General features: G+C 61.7%; 15 protein-coding genes. 8 read left to right on the top strand and 7 right to left on the bottom strand.

The window, feature by feature from the left end; genetic code table 11:
• Nucleotides 1–9: 9 nt before the first annotated feature.
• The 4 genes from ACS5Q1_RS09965 to ACS5Q1_RS09950 all read left to right on the top strand — a co-directional run bounded on the left by ACS5Q1_RS09965 (nt 10) and on the right by ACS5Q1_RS09950 (nt 3,851).
• Nucleotides 10–1,536, top strand: a complete 1,527-nt coding sequence (locus ACS5Q1_RS09965) for a tripartite tricarboxylate transporter permease (RefSeq protein ID WP_473098007.1) — start codon at nt 10–12, stop codon at nt 1,534–1,536.
• Nucleotides 1,537–1,585: 49 nt separating this feature from the next.
• Nucleotides 1,586–2,554, top strand: coding sequence for a Bug family tripartite tricarboxylate transporter substrate binding protein (locus tag ACS5Q1_RS09960; protein WP_473098006.1), 969 nt, complete (start codon nt 1,586–1,588; stop codon nt 2,552–2,554).
• A 62-nt stretch (nt 2,555–2,616) separates the two neighbouring features.
• Nucleotides 2,617–3,435, top strand: a complete 819-nt coding sequence (locus ACS5Q1_RS09955; protein ID WP_473098005.1) for a GntR family transcriptional regulator — start codon at nt 2,617–2,619, stop codon at nt 3,433–3,435.
• Between the two features lie 32 nt (nt 3,436–3,467).
• Nucleotides 3,468–3,851 (top strand): acyl-CoA thioesterase, encoded by a 384-nt coding sequence (locus ACS5Q1_RS09950; protein WP_473098004.1) that lies wholly within the window; start codon nt 3,468–3,470, stop codon nt 3,849–3,851.
• Between the two features lie 200 nt (nt 3,852–4,051).
• Here ACS5Q1_RS09950 and ACS5Q1_RS09945 read toward each other — a convergent pair whose 3' ends face one another.
• Nucleotides 4,052–5,248 (bottom strand): TAXI family TRAP transporter solute-binding subunit, encoded by a 1,197-nt coding sequence (locus ACS5Q1_RS09945; RefSeq protein WP_473098003.1) that lies wholly within the window; start codon nt 5,246–5,248, stop codon nt 4,052–4,054.
• 441 nt (nt 5,249–5,689) lie between these two features.
• Complete coding sequence (locus ACS5Q1_RS09940) at nt 5,690–6,088, bottom strand: RidA family protein (RefSeq protein WP_473098002.1); 399 nt, start codon at nt 6,086–6,088, stop codon at nt 5,690–5,692.
• Nucleotides 6,089–6,264: 176 nt separating this feature from the next.
• On the opposite strand from ACS5Q1_RS09940, the gene ACS5Q1_RS09935 reads away from it, so the two are divergent.
• A complete protein-coding gene (locus ACS5Q1_RS09935; RefSeq protein ID WP_473098001.1) occupies nt 6,265–7,164 on the top strand; it encodes a LysR family transcriptional regulator in 900 nt (299 codons plus the stop codon).
• Between the two features lie 380 nt (nt 7,165–7,544).
• Complete coding sequence (locus ACS5Q1_RS09930) at nt 7,545–7,760, top strand: dodecin family protein (RefSeq protein ID WP_473098000.1); 216 nt, start codon at nt 7,545–7,547, stop codon at nt 7,758–7,760.
• Nucleotides 7,761–8,016: 256 nt separating this feature from the next.
• Here ACS5Q1_RS09930 and ACS5Q1_RS09925 read toward each other — a convergent pair whose 3' ends face one another.
• Nucleotides 8,017–8,808: an oxygen-binding di-iron domain-containing protein gene (locus ACS5Q1_RS09925; RefSeq protein WP_473097999.1), complete on the bottom strand. Its 792-nt coding sequence runs from the start codon at nt 8,806–8,808 to the stop codon at nt 8,017–8,019.
• Nucleotides 8,809–8,997: 189 nt separating this feature from the next.
• On the opposite strand from ACS5Q1_RS09925, the gene ACS5Q1_RS09920 reads away from it, so the two are divergent.
• Together ACS5Q1_RS09920 and ACS5Q1_RS09915 are read left to right on the top strand one after the other, a co-directional pair.
• Nucleotides 8,998–9,129, top strand: coding sequence for a hypothetical protein (locus ACS5Q1_RS09920; RefSeq protein ID WP_473097998.1), 132 nt, complete (start codon nt 8,998–9,000; stop codon nt 9,127–9,129).
• 130 nt (nt 9,130–9,259) lie between these two features.
• Entirely contained in the window at nt 9,260–9,487 is a 228-nt protein-coding gene (locus ACS5Q1_RS09915) for a hypothetical protein (RefSeq protein ID WP_473097997.1), read from the top strand.
• A gap of 578 nt (nt 9,488–10,065) precedes the next feature.
• Here the strand turns inward: ACS5Q1_RS09915 and ACS5Q1_RS09910 are convergent.
• From ACS5Q1_RS09910 to ACS5Q1_RS09895, 4 genes are all read right to left on the bottom strand, one after another.
• Complete coding sequence (locus ACS5Q1_RS09910; RefSeq protein ID WP_473097996.1) at nt 10,066–11,361, bottom strand: M20/M25/M40 family metallo-hydrolase; 1,296 nt, start codon at nt 11,359–11,361, stop codon at nt 10,066–10,068.
• A gap of 73 nt (nt 11,362–11,434) precedes the next feature.
• Nucleotides 11,435–12,655 (bottom strand): ABC transporter permease, encoded by a 1,221-nt coding sequence (locus ACS5Q1_RS09905; RefSeq protein WP_473097995.1) that lies wholly within the window; start codon nt 12,653–12,655, stop codon nt 11,435–11,437.
• On the bottom strand, nt 12,652–13,386 hold the full coding sequence (locus tag ACS5Q1_RS09900; RefSeq protein ID WP_473097994.1) for an ABC transporter ATP-binding protein: 735 nt from the start codon (nt 13,384–13,386) through the stop codon (nt 12,652–12,654). Before ACS5Q1_RS09900 ends, ACS5Q1_RS09905 begins: the two co-directional genes overlap by 4 nt.
• On the bottom strand, nt 13,383–13,814 hold the full coding sequence (locus tag ACS5Q1_RS09895) for a hypothetical protein (protein ID WP_473097993.1): 432 nt from the start codon (nt 13,812–13,814) through the stop codon (nt 13,383–13,385). Before ACS5Q1_RS09895 ends, ACS5Q1_RS09900 begins: the two co-directional genes overlap by 4 nt.
• Between the last annotated feature and the right edge of the window lie 515 nt (nt 13,815–14,329).

Here is a 14,329-nt window from a genome sequence, read left to right as displayed (position 1 = left end):
AGCCAAGTGATGGAAACACTTGCATTGCTTGCCCAGGGATTCGCTGTCGCGCTCACGCCGGACAACATCATCTGGTCCGTCATCGGCGTGACCCTCGGGACCGCGATCGGCGTCCTGCCCGGGATCGGTCCGGCGACTACGGTCGCGATCCTGATGCCCCTGACGGTGGGTCTGCCACCCGTCTCCGCCTTCATCATGTTCGCGGGCATCTACTACGGTGCACAATACGGCGGCTCGACGACCTCCATCCTGTTGAACACGCCCGGCGAGGCCGGGTCGATGATGACGGCCGTCGATGGCAACGCCATGGCGCGCAGGGGCCGGGGCGCCCAGGCGCTGGCGACTGCCGCGATCGGCTCCTTCGTTGCCGGCACGATCGGGACGATCGGACTGACCTTCGCCGCCCCGCTCCTGGTGGAGATTGCTCTCAAGCTGACGGCACCCGACTACTTCGCCCTCATGGTGCTGTCGCTTGCAACCGTGACAACCATGCTCAGCAACCCGACCGGAGGTGGATCGATCGCCTTCGGGATCGCCTCGCTGTTCTTCGGCCTGCTTCTCGGCACGGTGGGGCTCGATCCCCAGACGGGACAGGCCCGCTTCGCCTTCGGCGTTCCGGAGCTGCTCGATGGCGTCGATACGGTCGTCGTCGCTGTCGGACTCTTCGCCATCGGCGAAACCCTCTACATGGCGGCGACCGACGGCGGAAAGGCCGACAGCCTGCACAAATTGCGCGGCTCGCTCTGGATGAGCCGCGAGGATTGGAGCCGGTCGTGGAAGCCGTGGCTGCGCGGCGCGTTCATCGGCTTTCCCATTGGCGCGATCCCGGCGGGTGGCAGCGAGATCCCGACCGTCCTGTCCTATACGCTCGAGAAGAAGCTCAGCAAGAAGCCGGAGGAGTTCGGTCTCGGCGCGATCGAGGGCGTCGCCGGTCCCGAGGCGGCGAACAATGCATCGGCGGCTGGCGCTCTATCGCCGCTGTTAGCACTGGGCCTTCCCACGTCAAGCACAGCAGCAGTGATGCTTGCGGCCTTCCAGCAGTACGGGCTGCGCCCCGGTCCGCTGCTGTTCGATACGAATCCGAGCCTGATTTGGGGGCTGATCGCAAGTCTCTACATCGGCAACGTCTTCCTGCTCGTTCTCAACCTGCCCATGGCCGGCGTTTGGGTGCGGCTCCTGTCGCTGCCGAAGCCCTGGCTCTATGGCGGCATCCTCGTGCTGTCGTCGCTGGGCGTCTACAGCCTCAACGGCAACGCGGTCGATCTCGTGATCCTGTGGGTTATCGGCATGGTCGGCTTCGTCATGCGGGTCGTCGGGGTGCCGATCGTCCCGTGCGTGCTGGGGCTGATCCTCGGACCGCTCATCGAGCAGCAGTTGCGCCGCTCGCTCGCCATCAGCCAGGGCGACTGGACCGTCTTCGTCACGCACCCGGTCTCGGCGGTCTTCCTGCTGGTGGCGCTTGCGTTCGTGGCATCCCCGATCATTTCCGGCCTGCGAAGGCGGAAGGCCCAATCCGCGGTAGGTCTTACCCAATGACCGGCCTGCCGCGCGACACTTCGATAATCAGTTTCACTGGGAGGACACAATGACCATTACCCGACGGACGGCAATCACGGCGCTTGCGGCTGGTTTCCTTTTCACGGCGGCACCAATCCAGGCTCAGACCATCCGCTCACTCGACATCACCGTGCCGGGCGGCCCGGGCAGCGGCCTTGACCAGGCGGCGCGCGGGATCGAGGAGGCATTGCGGGCTGAAGGTATCAATAACATCAAGGTCAACAACGTGCCGGGTGGCGGCGGCATGATCGCGATCTCGCAGTTCGTGACCACGAAGGAAGGCAACAAGAATGCCGTCGTCGTGCAGGGCGCGGGCACGGTCTTCTTCCCGCTCACGAACAAGACGCCCGTCACCCTGGCCGATGTCCGTCCCCTCGCCCGGCTTGCGGGCGAGTACGAGGTAATCGCCGTCCGCCAGGACTCCGACGTCAAGGACTTCAAGGATCTGATGGCGCGCTTCAAGGCCAACCCCGGCTCGGTCGCCTGGGGCGGCGGCTCGCCCGGGTCGACCGAGAACATCTTCTTTGCCCGTCTCGCCAAGATCGCCGGTCTGTCGCCGAAGCAGGTCAACTTCATCCCGCACCCGAACACGGGCGAGGTTGTCGTCTCGGCTCTAAACGGGCAGGCGACCGTGGTCGGCGGCGGATTGCAGGACTTCAAGACGCAAGTCGAGGCGAAGAAACTGCGGCTGCTCGCCGTCGCCTCGCCCGAGCGGCTTCCCGGCATTGATGTCCCGACCCTGCGTGAACTTGGCTATGACGTGGTGTTCGCCAACTGGCGCGGTGTCTCCGTCCACAAGAGCCTCGATGACAAGTCGGCGACCGCCCTGGCCGATCTGTTCGCCAAGCTCGTCAAGTCGGCGCACTGGAAGAAGATCCTCAACGATCGCGGCTGGCTCGACCTGTACCTGCCCGAGGCGCCGTATCAGGCCTTCATCGCGGACGAGACACGCCAGGCAAAGGAGATCCTGACCGAACTCGGTCTCGCCACGCAGTAACGCTTCGCGGCGGGCGGTCCTTGACCGTCCGCCTCCCCGAACAGTCGGCTCGATGTTCGGGAATGGGCTTGTTCGGTCTCGCCTTCGAGCCGAAGATGCCCAACACATTGGAACGGCAAGGTTCGTCAGTCATGGATGGCTCTGAAACTCGTTTGACGCCTGTCAGTGATGCCGCGGAGGCGAGCCAGACACTGGCCGAGCAGCTTTTCCATCGCCTGACGGACGCCATCCTCCAGGGTGAGCTGCCGCTCGGGTCGAAGATCAGCGAGCCGGTTCTCGCCCAGCGCTACGGTGTCAGCCGCGGCCCCCTGCGCGAGGCCTTGCACCGGCTGCAAGAGCGCCACCTGATTACCCGCGTCCCGAACCAGGGCCCGCGGGTGGTCGAGGCGACGCGCGAGATGCTGCAATCGATCTATGGCGTACGCGAGGTCCTCGAAGGCCTTGCTGCCCGCGAGGCGGCGCGGAACATGACCGCGGACGACATCGAGGCACTCGCCGAGGGCGTGCACCGCCACGAGGCGGAAATCGCCGGGCTTCAGCCCGGCGTACACAACGCGCTGGGCGCCGCCGATCGGGATTTCCACTTCCGGATCGCGCGGGCGAGCGGAAACCCGCTCCTGATCGAGTATCTCTGCAATCAGTTCTATCCGCTGCTGAGGCTCTACCGCAGCCGCAGCGACAGCATCGCTCTCCGGAGCCGCGCACTCGTCGAGCACAAGCGCATCCTCGATGCGATCCGGGATCGGGATCCCGAGTTGGCCGAGATCATGATGCGGCGGCACATCCGAAGCGCGGGGGAACGCAGGGCGGAGGCGATGGCCTTCGACGCGTCTGTCGATCAGCAACCCCGTGCCGGAACGCGGCGCAGGACAAGGGCCTGAACCAGGCACATGCCGATATTCAAGGGAACCCAATGGAAGCGAACGGCACCGACAAAGAGCCTGTCATTCGGACCATTGCGATGCCCTCGGACACCAATCCGGCCGGCGATATCTTCGGCGGCTGGCTGATGTCTCAGATGGACCTGGCCGCCGGCAACGCCGCAGCCCGGCGGGCCCGCGGGCGCTGCGTGACCGTCGCGGTCGACGGCATGGTGTTCCACACCCCGGTTCATGTCGGCGACGAGGTCTCGGTCTACGCCGACCTGATCTCCACGGGGCGCACCTCCATGAAGTTCCGGGTCGAGGCCTGGCGGCGATCCCGCGATGGTGACGAACAGATCAAAGTGACTGAGGCAGTCTTTGCGTTCGTTGCCATCGATAGCGGCTCCCGTCCCCGCCCATTACCGCCCGGTTGAGCCCAATCCGCATGTCGCCCCTTGCTCGTCCGTTGCGGGTCAGGCAGTGAAGTCCATTCACTTTTCGGGATGTCCGGTTACGTGAGAAATGCTGCCCTCAGGCTAGCGTCGCATGTGTGCCAGAACCAGACCATCGCAATCGTTCGGCAGGATTCCGCCCCTTCACATCTTCGGCTGATTGCTCCAGCAGAGTGCATCTGTCATTTCTTGTCGGAAGCAGAACCAGCGGAGCTCGGATCTTGTTCACGGGCCTTCCGCCACGCCAGGAAGTCGTTGTACAGGCGCTCGCGCGCCGCCGCGTCCGGCAGAGGACAAACGCCTTGTGCCCCCGTAAACTCCTCGAACGCACGATGCTCTTCAGCCAACTGAGCTCTGCGCGCGAGCAGGATCTCGGTCGGCTTGAAGCGTTTCCAACCAAGCGCTTGCTCGGCCGGATCAATTCTGCTGCCGGCGGGCTTCTGGAACTCGTCAAGCAAATAGCTCGAAAGAGCCTCACTTAAATCCGCGATACGCTCGTAATGAGCGCTACCCTCTGGCCAGTTGCGGAGAGCGAGCACACGATTGACTGCGATGGTCTCGACCTGTTGCCCCTGATTGACAAGGTAAGGATATTCCTCGCCCGTAAACTGGCTTGGAGCATAATGGACAATAAGCTCTTCCAGTGGAGAGGCGAGCGTCTCAAACGAGACGGGTACGAGGTGAAAGTCTCCGTCGGATTCGAAGGCGAGAACGTCCTTCGAAGTGTCTGAGGCAAGCAGCACCATCGCTTGGATCTCGTTCGATCGGAGACGCAGTGATGCTGGGAACGGGTCGTAGCTCGTGAACTCTGCTTTAATGCCAAGCTTGTCGAAAATCAGCCGTGCCGTCAGGGAGCTGCCGCTCCCCGGTGGGCCGATGTTGATCTTACGCCCGTTGAGGTCATGAATGGACGTGATATCGCGTCGGGCCAAGATGTGCAGTCGCTGGCTTGGAACCCGGAAAAGGTAGCGAAGGTGCTCACGAGCGCCCGCTCGCACCTGGCGAGGCAGGGACTCAATGACATCCGTTGGGATGAGCGCGACATCGATGCCGGGATTGTGGAGGAGCGTGCGAAGGTCTTGCTCTGGTCCCTGGCTCCTCCCGAGCCGGAGCCGGTTGCGCGCAAGGGCGGTGGCAAGATCAACGATGAGGCGGTCATCAGCGTGTCCATCCCCACCCACGAGGAAAGTGAACGGGGGCTGCTCGCGTGTCTGCACCGGAGCTTGGTGGGATGCTGCCTTCGAGACAGGCGGGGCGCGCTTGGGAGCAGCGTCCCTGGCCCGCCCGACAGCCGCCACAGTGTGCGGAACCTCGTTGGAGCACCCCTCCAAGCTCAAACAAAGAGCTGCCGCCACGAGCAGCCATACGGGACGAAACATGACAGTGCCCCCGGTGATCCCCAGCCCTGTCGTAGGTTCAGGAGCCATGTTGATCAGCGTGGGCGGTGCCGTCTACGGCGCTGGACCACTTGAAAGGCAATCATTCAGTTCATGGTTAATGGGCTGGAAACGCAAACACTTAGGCTGAGCAATCCCGCAAAGGTCAGCTTGGGGTCAGCCTTTCGCGTTCCGACCGCTCAACGAACGTCAGCTCTCAAGCGCTGAAGCAGACCAAGCGTTCACGTCTCAGGAGCGCCATGAGGAGACACTTCGGGATCACTGTAACCCACACGCCAAATTCTTCCGCAAACAGTCTGTTTCTAGGCAGCAAGCCTAGAAACAGGTTAGGATTTGCATGGCCCGTCCCGCCAAACGATCTCGAACTGCTTACTGGGCGCGAGAGGCATTGGTATCGGTCTGTCACGCAGATCCGATTACGGTTCAGGCGGTCTCTGGAATCCGCGCGATAACCTTGATCTCGAAGTCGAAGCCTGCGAGCCAGTTCACCCCGACAGCGGTCCAGTTGGGATAAGGTTCTTGGGGGAACACCTTGTCTTTGATAGACATGATAACACCGAACTGTGAGGCGGGGTCGGTATGGAACGTCGTCACGTCGACGATGTCGTCGAACGTGCAGCCGGCCGCTTTCAGAACCTCGCCAAGATTCTCAAATGCAAGCTGAACCTGCTTTTCGAACGCAGGCTCGGGCGAGCCGTCCTCACGACTTCCGACCTGCCCAGAGATGAAGATCAGATCACCCGAGCGGATGGCAGCGGAGTAACGGTTGATCTCGTAAAGCGCCTGCCGACCAGCAGGGAAGATCGCGTTGCGCTTGGACATGCATTTTCTCCTTTTCCAGACAAGACGAGGCTTTCTCTACGCCCATGGAACGACGTCTCGTCCCGATTTACGGTCGGGATCTGCCATCCATGTTCGTCTTGTATGTCTATGTACCTAACCTCCAGTTGCGTGATTAGACGTTGAAATCGGTATGGGTTGATGCAAAATTGCCATCAATGACACGCCCCTCCCTCAATGATCTCACCGCCTTTATGGCCGTCGCCACCCATCGCAGCTTTCGCCGCGCAGCGGATGAACTCGGCACGGCGCCATCCACGTTGAGCCACGCGATGCGGGGCCTCGAGGATCGACTGGGCGTGCGCTTGCTCAACCGCACGACCCGTAGCGTCTCGCCGACCGAGGCCGGACTCGAATTGCTGAGCCGTTTGCAAGCAGCGCTCACTTCGCTGGATGAGGCGTTGGACGCGGTGGCCTCCTTTCGTGGCAATGTGGCAGGGACGGTCCGGATCAACGCGCCACGTGTGGCCGCGGCCGTTCTCGTGCGCGATATCCTCCCGCGCATGGCGGAACGCTTTCCCGATGTGACGGTAGACGTTGTCGTCGAGGGACGACTGATCGATATCGTATCAGGCGGCTTTGATGCTGGCGTGCGCCTTATCGGATCAATCCCCAAGGACATGGTTGTGGTGCCTCTAGCCAGCCCGATGCGGTTCGTCTGCGTCGCATCACCGGCCTATCTTGATCGCGCCGGGGAGCCGGAAACCCCAGAGGACTTGCAGCATCATCGCTGCATCGGCCACCGCATGCCCAGCGGCAAGCTGTACCGATGGGAGTTCGAGCGGGCTGGGCAAGAGTTGACGGTCAATGCAAACGGACCTGTGGTTCTCGATGATGAGGACCTGATGGTGGAAGCGGCCGTGCAGGGATTGGGTATTGCGTATGTGCCGAACTGGGCTGCCGAAGCCGCCATCGCGGAGGGGCGATTGCGCCGGGTCCTGTCCGCGTGGATGCACGAGCCGGAACGAGTGGGCGTCTACTACCCAGGGCATCGAGCCGTCCCGCCGGCACTGCGGGCATTCCTTGATGTCGTCAGGGACGTCAGGCAAATTAAGTAGCGGATCCCCTCATACGATCACCTGGAGGTCTGCACCAGGTCAAAGAGTAACGAACAGCAAATGAAATGGAGGTCCGCTTGCCGCATCATGAGCTGATCAAGGCGTTTCTTCCGAGAAGTGCCATTAGGAGACCTTCCAGGCTCACATTCACCGTCAGGCTGAGCTCCAATTTTATCGAGGAAGATTTCGCGCGTAAGGCCGTTTATGGAACGAAGCTTGCGCTAGTGGTCCCAATCTCGTGCTTGAGTGCACGACGGCCCTTTGGCTTGGAGCCTCAACCCTGGACTGCACTGGTCGTTCCGCCATTTAATTCGTAACGTAGCAGGGTTGGCAACGATACTCCTTATGCGTCTTGCGCTTTCCAGATGGGGAGGAAACAGATGGCAGAGAGTGTTTACAAGGTCATCGAACTTGTAGGAACAAGCACTGAATCCTGGGAAAAAGCAGCCAGCGCAGCCGTCGAGCGCGCGGCGGAAACCTTGCGCGATCTTCGTGTTGCTGAGGTCGTCGAGCAAGACATCAGCATCAACGAGGGAAAAGTGGAATTCTACCGCGTGAAGCTGAAACTATCCTTCAAATACGAAGCCGCTGACTGAGTTCTCTTGCAAACCTGACGAGCGATGGCGGAGGCGCGAGCGGTTCCACCATCGCCGTCGCTATTTCAGCCCGGCTAGTTCTTACATGGCCTGATTCAAAGACAACGGAGAGCGCCGCGCTGGCACTCTTTTGTTTTTAAGGCAGGCATTCTTCCAAGGATCTCCTATAGCTGGAGAGCAGAGCCCCGAGATCCGCACCACCGAGCCCCTGACCAATGATCCAACTCTCCAGGTCGCTCACGGCCTGCCCATTGGTCTAGGGGCTGGCATGTCGGGTCACTCCGCCGGTGCCGGCGATCTCATTAGGAGCGTCCGGCATCTCTGCCATCGCGGCCCGCAGGCGCTTGTCATACGCAGTAGCCAGATCGTGCAGGGCTGCGGCCGTGTCCCCAGCGAAGGAGGAGCCGTGCATCAGGGCCAGGGTGCGTGGCGCAAGATCAGCCAGTCGGCGAACCGTCGGCGCAATGCTCGGGCCAAGGCTCGTGTCGTAGAAGATGTCCTCGGCCGCGAGCGCCGGGCCCACGATGTCGCTCTTCGTGATCGCCGGACCATTGCCCAGATGTGTGAAGAGATCGCCGCAGAACAGCGTCCGGCTGGTCTCCTCGTAGATCACTCCGGCATCCCAGCCGTGTGGCACATGAGGCGTGTCGATGTAGCGGATCCGCTTGCCGCCGATGTCGATCACCTCGCCGTTCGACAGCACGCGCGGCGGGCGATCCGCCATGTCGTTCAGCGATACGAGACACCCCGTCATGCCATGCGCAACCTGCGCGTTCGGGGCCACGGCCAGCCACTCGTTCATGGCGCCGCATTCGTCGGCCTCGTAGTGGCCGAACGTGATCCAGCGCAGATCCTGGACGGGCATGATCCGTGACACGGCTTCGGACACGAGCGGGAACATCTTGCGCAGGCCCGTGTGGAACAGCAGCGGCTCTTCCCCGAGGACAAGGAACTGATTGAACGTGAAGCCAGCCGGCGGCACGATGTCGGGCACGTAGGTCGAGAGGCGGTAGATGCGATCGCCGATCTCATCGATGCGAGTTTCCATCGGACTGCTCCCTGGTCTGCCCCTGCGCCAGCAGGGATTAGAACCGGCTTTCCGTCCGGAAATGCGGCAGGCACGGTCAATTCCAGGCGACTTCCGACTGCTCCCGTTTTAGGTCGTGGCGCAGCCAGCAACAGGGTATGATCCGGTCGACACGTCACCACGCGCCATTCCATCGGGAGGAAGCCGACGATGTCCCGCCGCAAGCACCAACGACGCCTGGAGGAGCACTACAGAAACCAGCTCGCCCCATGGCTGGTCGGTTCCGCGGGAGTGTGCGTCCTGCTGATGCTGGCCATCTACGTCGCCACCATGCCCCTGTGAACCCGCACGGCTTGAACAACCCTGACCTGTCCGCCGAATGGATACCCGGGCCCTGTTATGTCCTCGAGCTGGGTGACAGCTCCGGCTGACCAAGGAACAGCGCAACCGCGTGCAGGAGCTCCATGCCGCGATGCAGGCCGAGGCCATTCCACTGGGCGAGCGCCTGATCACGCCGCAAGCCGACCCCGATCGCCAGTTCGCCAGCAAATCAGTTACGCCTGCGAGCCTGCAAGCGGCCACGGCGGAGATCGGTGCCACGCAAGGCGCCCTGCGGCTCGCGCACCTGCACTATCACCCCTCACTGCGTGGCTATCAGGCATCGGAGGGTCACGGGCACGGTTCCAAGGGCCACCACTAAGGCGTCATCGGCACCCGACGGTGAATGCTTTGCCCCCCATCATGCTGATGCCCGCCGCCGCGTGAAGGGTCGAGAGCGAATATCTGGACCGGGTCAAAGACAGCCTTTGGGCGCAGCCATGTAAAGGTCTGCTGGCTGCATCATTGCAGAAGTTCCTTGTACTTCGGGAACGTGCCATTTCCGGTCTTTTGAGAACTCATGAAATCTAAGCAGATGACCTTTCCGTTATTCAGAGTGATGGCCAGAAGGCCGCCCTCAGCGGTACGACGGTGGCGCTCGTGTTCGCCCCGGGGCATACGGAGGCACGTTTTGGCTGTTCTTCCCCGTCCAGGACAACGGCAAGCCGCTGATGGTGGCCTATTCGGCCGGAATGGCATTCAACCCCGTCAGCACGGTCCAACTCCCAGACCGACATCAACCCTCAGTGTCCGATGGTCGACATGGCCAGAACCCTGGACGCGCCTGTTGCCATGTCGAACCGCTCCGAGTTCGCCAACGCGGTGAACAGGATCCGGCAACGAGGGCCAACTAGCCATGAGCCGGACCGGGCACCTGCGCCCGATCCGGCCCGTTCTGCCTCACTGGGCCCCGGCAACTCCGAGCACGGTGGTGAGAACGATCTTCTTCACCGTGAGATTGCTCTGGGGGTCGGTATCCATCCACTCATCGAGCGAGTGGAAGCGGTCCGCCTTGCCAGTGCGCGGGATCGTGAGCGCGGGAATGCCGAGGCTCATCGGCATGTTGGAATCGGTCGAGGCGCATTCATAGGCGGGCGGGATTCCATTCGCCTGGAAGGCGGCCGTCGCGATCTGCACGATGTCCTGCTTTGCGTCCGTTTGCCCGGCTGGCCGGTCACCGATGAGCTTGATATCGGCCGACACCGATCCTTGCTTGGTGGACCGGGCGAAGTTCTCCGTCTCCAGGGACTGATTCACGATGGTCAGGAAGCGCTTCTCGAGGCGGTCCAGCTCCTTCGCGTCCACGGAGCGCATGTCGAACTCCATCCAGACCTCGTTCGGGATCGAGTTGACGGACGTCCCCCCGCCCGTGACGCTCGCGGCGTATGTGGTCTTCGGCTGGGTGGGCGTCTGGACCTTGTAGAACTCGACCACCGTCTGGGCCATGGCGGTCATGGGATTGACGAGCCCGAACGCTTGGTAGCTGTGCCCGCCTGGGCCCTTGTACGTCACCCGGTAGCGCTTCGATCCGACCCCGCAGTTCGTGATCGTGGGCGTGCCGCCGCCATCGAGCGAGAAGAAGTACTTGGCCTGGTCCTTGTACTTGCCCTCCGTGAAGAAGTAGCGCACGCCGCGCAGGTCCCCCGGGCCCTCCTCGCCGACGGTGCCCAGGAAGACGATGTCGCTCTTCGTCTTGATCCCGGCCGCGTCCATCGCCCGGACGATGCTAAGCAGGGTGGCAAGACCAGCGCTGTCATCGCTGATGCCGGGAGCGGCCAGGCGGCTGCCATCCCGCTTGACCTTGACGTCCGTTCCCTCGGGGAAAACGGTGTCGAGATGGGCGGACACGACCACCAGCGGACCGCCTCCGGTGCCCTTGCGCACGCCCATGGCATTGCCCTCCTTGTCGATCTCGACGTCGCTCAGGCCATGGGCCTTGAGCATCTCCATGTAGGCTTTTGCGCGCTCCTGCTCCTTGAACGGCGGAGCGGGGATTTCGGTCAGCTTGATGACTTCGCTGATCCAGCGGTCATGGTCCTTCTGAAGCGCGTCGACCGCCGCCTTGAAGAACTGGCTGTCCACGATGCGCTTCACGGTCTCGCTGTGCGCCGGGGCGACGTCTTGAGCAATGGCCGGGCCTGCAATCAAAGTTCCGACCACCAGAGCGTGTCCCAGTTTCCTTAGAGTCGAATGCATCGATTACTTCCTCCTGGTTGTTCAGTGCTGGGATCAGCACTGATGGAAAAAGGCAAACGAGTGGGAGCTTTGTTTAGCTCTCTGCGAGGGAAATCGCGAGCGATCGTCGCTGAACAACGTATGCGGGCAGAAGAGCCAAAACCCATCCTGTGGCTAGGATGCTGGCTGCGATGAGGTACTCGCTTGAGGCGAGTGTCGGGGAAAGCTCCACGCCTGTATCAGCGGCAAGCCACTGGCTTACTCCGTATGAGAGCCCATATCCGGCCCCAAGGCCGAGCAACACACCGGCGAGCACCAACGTGGCGGTAAAGCCCCAAGCAATGGCAGCAATGAAGAGTCGAGGAGCGCCTAGAGCCCTCAGGGTGATGAGCTGTGGTACGAGAAACCGAAACAACAATAGTACACCCATCACGATGGCCATTAAGACCAGCGCTTGTGTGACGATGGCTAGCAGGCTCATGAGCTGGCGCAAGTCGCCCATCACAGAATAAAGACGGGCCAGCGCTTCGGCGGGAAAGAATGCCATGGACTCGTTGGTCGTATAGGCATTGCGAAGCTGATACGCGGCGGCGATCGTAGTAGGTCTAACCACGGCCGCCGGGACGCCGGGCGTCCGGGCTGGATCGAAGGGCGGGCCGACCGCTTCGCTGCCTTCCTCGTGGCCATTGGGGAGTGAATGGAGCTGCCAAACGAGCTCTACCGGCATCATGATGGCGCTATCCCACGGCGAGCCTGTCGGCTTCATCCGGCCTACGACCGTGATCATTGCACCATGCTCGTGAGGATCAGTGTCTTCCTCCGGGTTGCCGTCGCGTGGTATGCCGTGCGTCGGCCGGAAAGTCTCCCCAACTTTCACGGGCGAGGCAGCTCCTACAACCGCCTCCTCTCGACCGGCGAAAACTCGGCCTTCCTGCAATTCGTTCGATAAATGAGTGACGAGCTGGCTTGTTGTTCCAACAATGGGCGCGCCGCGGTGGCTGTCTCCGAAGCCGATTGGAGCCACAAACGCCGCCCGTTTGTCGTTTAAGAGTCGCACCGTTACGTCTGGCGGGAGCAGTTTGGTCGTTCCAGGGCGCAGAAACACAGCGGTAAGCAAGACATCGGTTTGGCTCCCAGGGGCTGCCACGATCAGATCGAAGCGGTCGGCCGCACGGGCGCTGCCGGTGCGCAAGGCCCGTTCTTGCGAAACGAGCGCTACCGCAAGGCTGACACCTGCTGCAACAAGGAAGACGAACGCGAGGGCGGCCCAGCGATGCCGAACGAGGAACGCACGTACAATGGGCCAGGGATTCATGCGAGGTCTCCCGCTCGGAGCCCAAGGAAAGGATCCACGGCAGGCGGGCCAATCCGCCCAGCCTTCAATGAAATCACCTCATGTGCCCGTGAAACGAGCAGGTCATCATGAGTGACACATACGACGGCCTTCCCCTGTCCGGCGAGGGCCTCGAGTGTCCCGGCGACCGAGGCGGCGTTTGTGCGATCGAGGCTGGCGGTCGGTTCGTCCGCGAGGATGATCGCAGGGTCCATCAGGAGAGCGCGGGCAATGGCGACCCGCTGCCGCTCGCCACGGGACAGACGCGACGTCGGAACGGAACGCTCCAGCAATCCGAAATCGCGAATAAGCGTGCGGGCCCGTTCGCGCAGGATCGAAGGAACCCGATAGTGACCGAACAGCGCCGGCGTTGTGACATTCTCGAGCACGGTGAGTTCGTCGATGAGGCGAAAATCCTGAAACACCATTCCGCAGTTGTGACGGCGCCATGCGTCACGAGCGCTCTCCCCTAAGGAGCTGACGATCACGCCACCATGACGAATCTCGCCTGAACTCGGAACGAGAATGCCCGCGATGCAATGCAGGAGGGTTGTTTTTCCAGAACCCGATGGGCCGACGATAGCGGTAACTTGACCGGGTTTGAACTGCGCAGTGATGCCGGACAGAGCATTGAACCGGTCGCCAGTCGCGTCGCAGAAGGAGACCCCAAGCTGGAAGACTGAAATCCCAACCTCAGCGTCATGCGGGTTCACGCACCCACCCTCTGGAAGTCTGCGTCTGTCAGCCTGACCTTACTGACGAAGCCAGTCGTCGGGTCAGTCGCAGGACCAACCTCGAGCGTTCCCTGCACAAGGATGAGTGTCCCAGGCGCAGCCATCTCCTGCCTAGTACGCATGCGCACAAACACGATCGAGTCGATCCATTCACCCTCCGACGCACAGAAGGGGCAGGTCTCGACCGGTGTGTTCGACAAGATGAAGAAGTCGGAATCGACCTTGAGATGGGGTGCCATGAAACCCTGCATGGCGATGCGTGTACCCTTCAGCGCATCTGCGCGTGGGGAGAAGGACCCGTCGTGATTATAGAGTTCGCCCATGCGGATCCTGGTCGCGGCTAAACTCGCTTTTGGAAGAAGTCCGGCCGCCAGGGCGGCCGTGAGGAGAGTTCGTCGGGTCACCATTGCAAGTATGCCTCCTGACACGCTTCGCTCAGGTTGACGGCTGGGCGAGAAACCTGCCCAAACTAGCCCGCTATTGTGATTAGACCCACCACTCGTAGATTAGTTCAATGAACTTGAGCCTATCCTTAGCGACCGAGGTGTCAACGGCCATAGACTCGATTAAGGCCTTCACAGATGGGTTTGCACGCATGGGGATAAGACATCGCTGCCATGCCTTGATCGAGCGTAGCAGCAGTACCTCCTATGGCGAGCAGGAATGACGAGCCATACCGCTGCCCGAGGTCACATAATGATACTTTACTTCATAGTTCGTTGGATCCACACGCCTGTGATAGTCAGCATCAAGCTTGGACTACATAGCTAGTTTGGCTGATCCAGCAGCATGTCGGCTGTGGTCCAATCGAGAGGTTTCCTATTCATTGCCCCCACGCGCACTTTGGAAGGTCCGCTGTGGGTCACGCACTGAAATTCCTGGCTCCTTCGGAACGTCCGGTTACGTGAGGATTGCTGCCCTC

The organism is Microvirga sp. GN3 (genome assembly GCF_055792825.1).
This window is presented reverse-complemented; position numbering and strand designations above follow the sequence as displayed.

Coding starts and splice junctions, on each gene's coding strand:
- ACS5Q1_RS09965 (WP_473098007.1), top strand. CDS start 10: ATGGAAACACTTGCATTGCTTGCCCAGGGATTCGCTGTCGCGCTCACG.
- ACS5Q1_RS09960 (WP_473098006.1), top strand. CDS start 1,586: ATGACCATTACCCGACGGACGGCAATCACGGCGCTTGCGGCTGGTTTC.
- ACS5Q1_RS09955 (WP_473098005.1), top strand. CDS start 2,617: ATGGGCTTGTTCGGTCTCGCCTTCGAGCCGAAGATGCCCAACACATTG.
- ACS5Q1_RS09950 (WP_473098004.1), top strand. CDS start 3,468: ATGGAAGCGAACGGCACCGACAAAGAGCCTGTCATTCGGACCATTGCG.
- ACS5Q1_RS09945 (WP_473098003.1), bottom strand. CDS start 5,248: ATGTTTCGTCCCGTATGGCTGCTCGTGGCGGCAGCTCTTTGTTTGAGC.
- ACS5Q1_RS09940 (WP_473098002.1), bottom strand. CDS start 6,088: ATGTCCAAGCGCAACGCGATCTTCCCTGCTGGTCGGCAGGCGCTTTAC.
- ACS5Q1_RS09935 (WP_473098001.1), top strand. CDS start 6,265: ATGACACGCCCCTCCCTCAATGATCTCACCGCCTTTATGGCCGTCGCC.
- ACS5Q1_RS09930 (WP_473098000.1), top strand. CDS start 7,545: ATGGCAGAGAGTGTTTACAAGGTCATCGAACTTGTAGGAACAAGCACT.
- ACS5Q1_RS09925 (WP_473097999.1), bottom strand. CDS start 8,808: ATGGAAACTCGCATCGATGAGATCGGCGATCGCATCTACCGCCTCTCG.
- ACS5Q1_RS09920 (WP_473097998.1), top strand. CDS start 8,998: ATGTCCCGCCGCAAGCACCAACGACGCCTGGAGGAGCACTACAGAAAC.
- ACS5Q1_RS09915 (WP_473097997.1), top strand. CDS start 9,260: ATGCAGGCCGAGGCCATTCCACTGGGCGAGCGCCTGATCACGCCGCAA.
- ACS5Q1_RS09910 (WP_473097996.1), bottom strand. CDS start 11,361: ATGCATTCGACTCTAAGGAAACTGGGACACGCTCTGGTGGTCGGAACT.
- ACS5Q1_RS09905 (WP_473097995.1), bottom strand. CDS start 12,655: ATGAATCCCTGGCCCATTGTACGTGCGTTCCTCGTTCGGCATCGCTGG.
- ACS5Q1_RS09895 (WP_473097993.1), bottom strand. CDS start 13,814: ATGGTGACCCGACGAACTCTCCTCACGGCCGCCCTGGCGGCCGGACTT.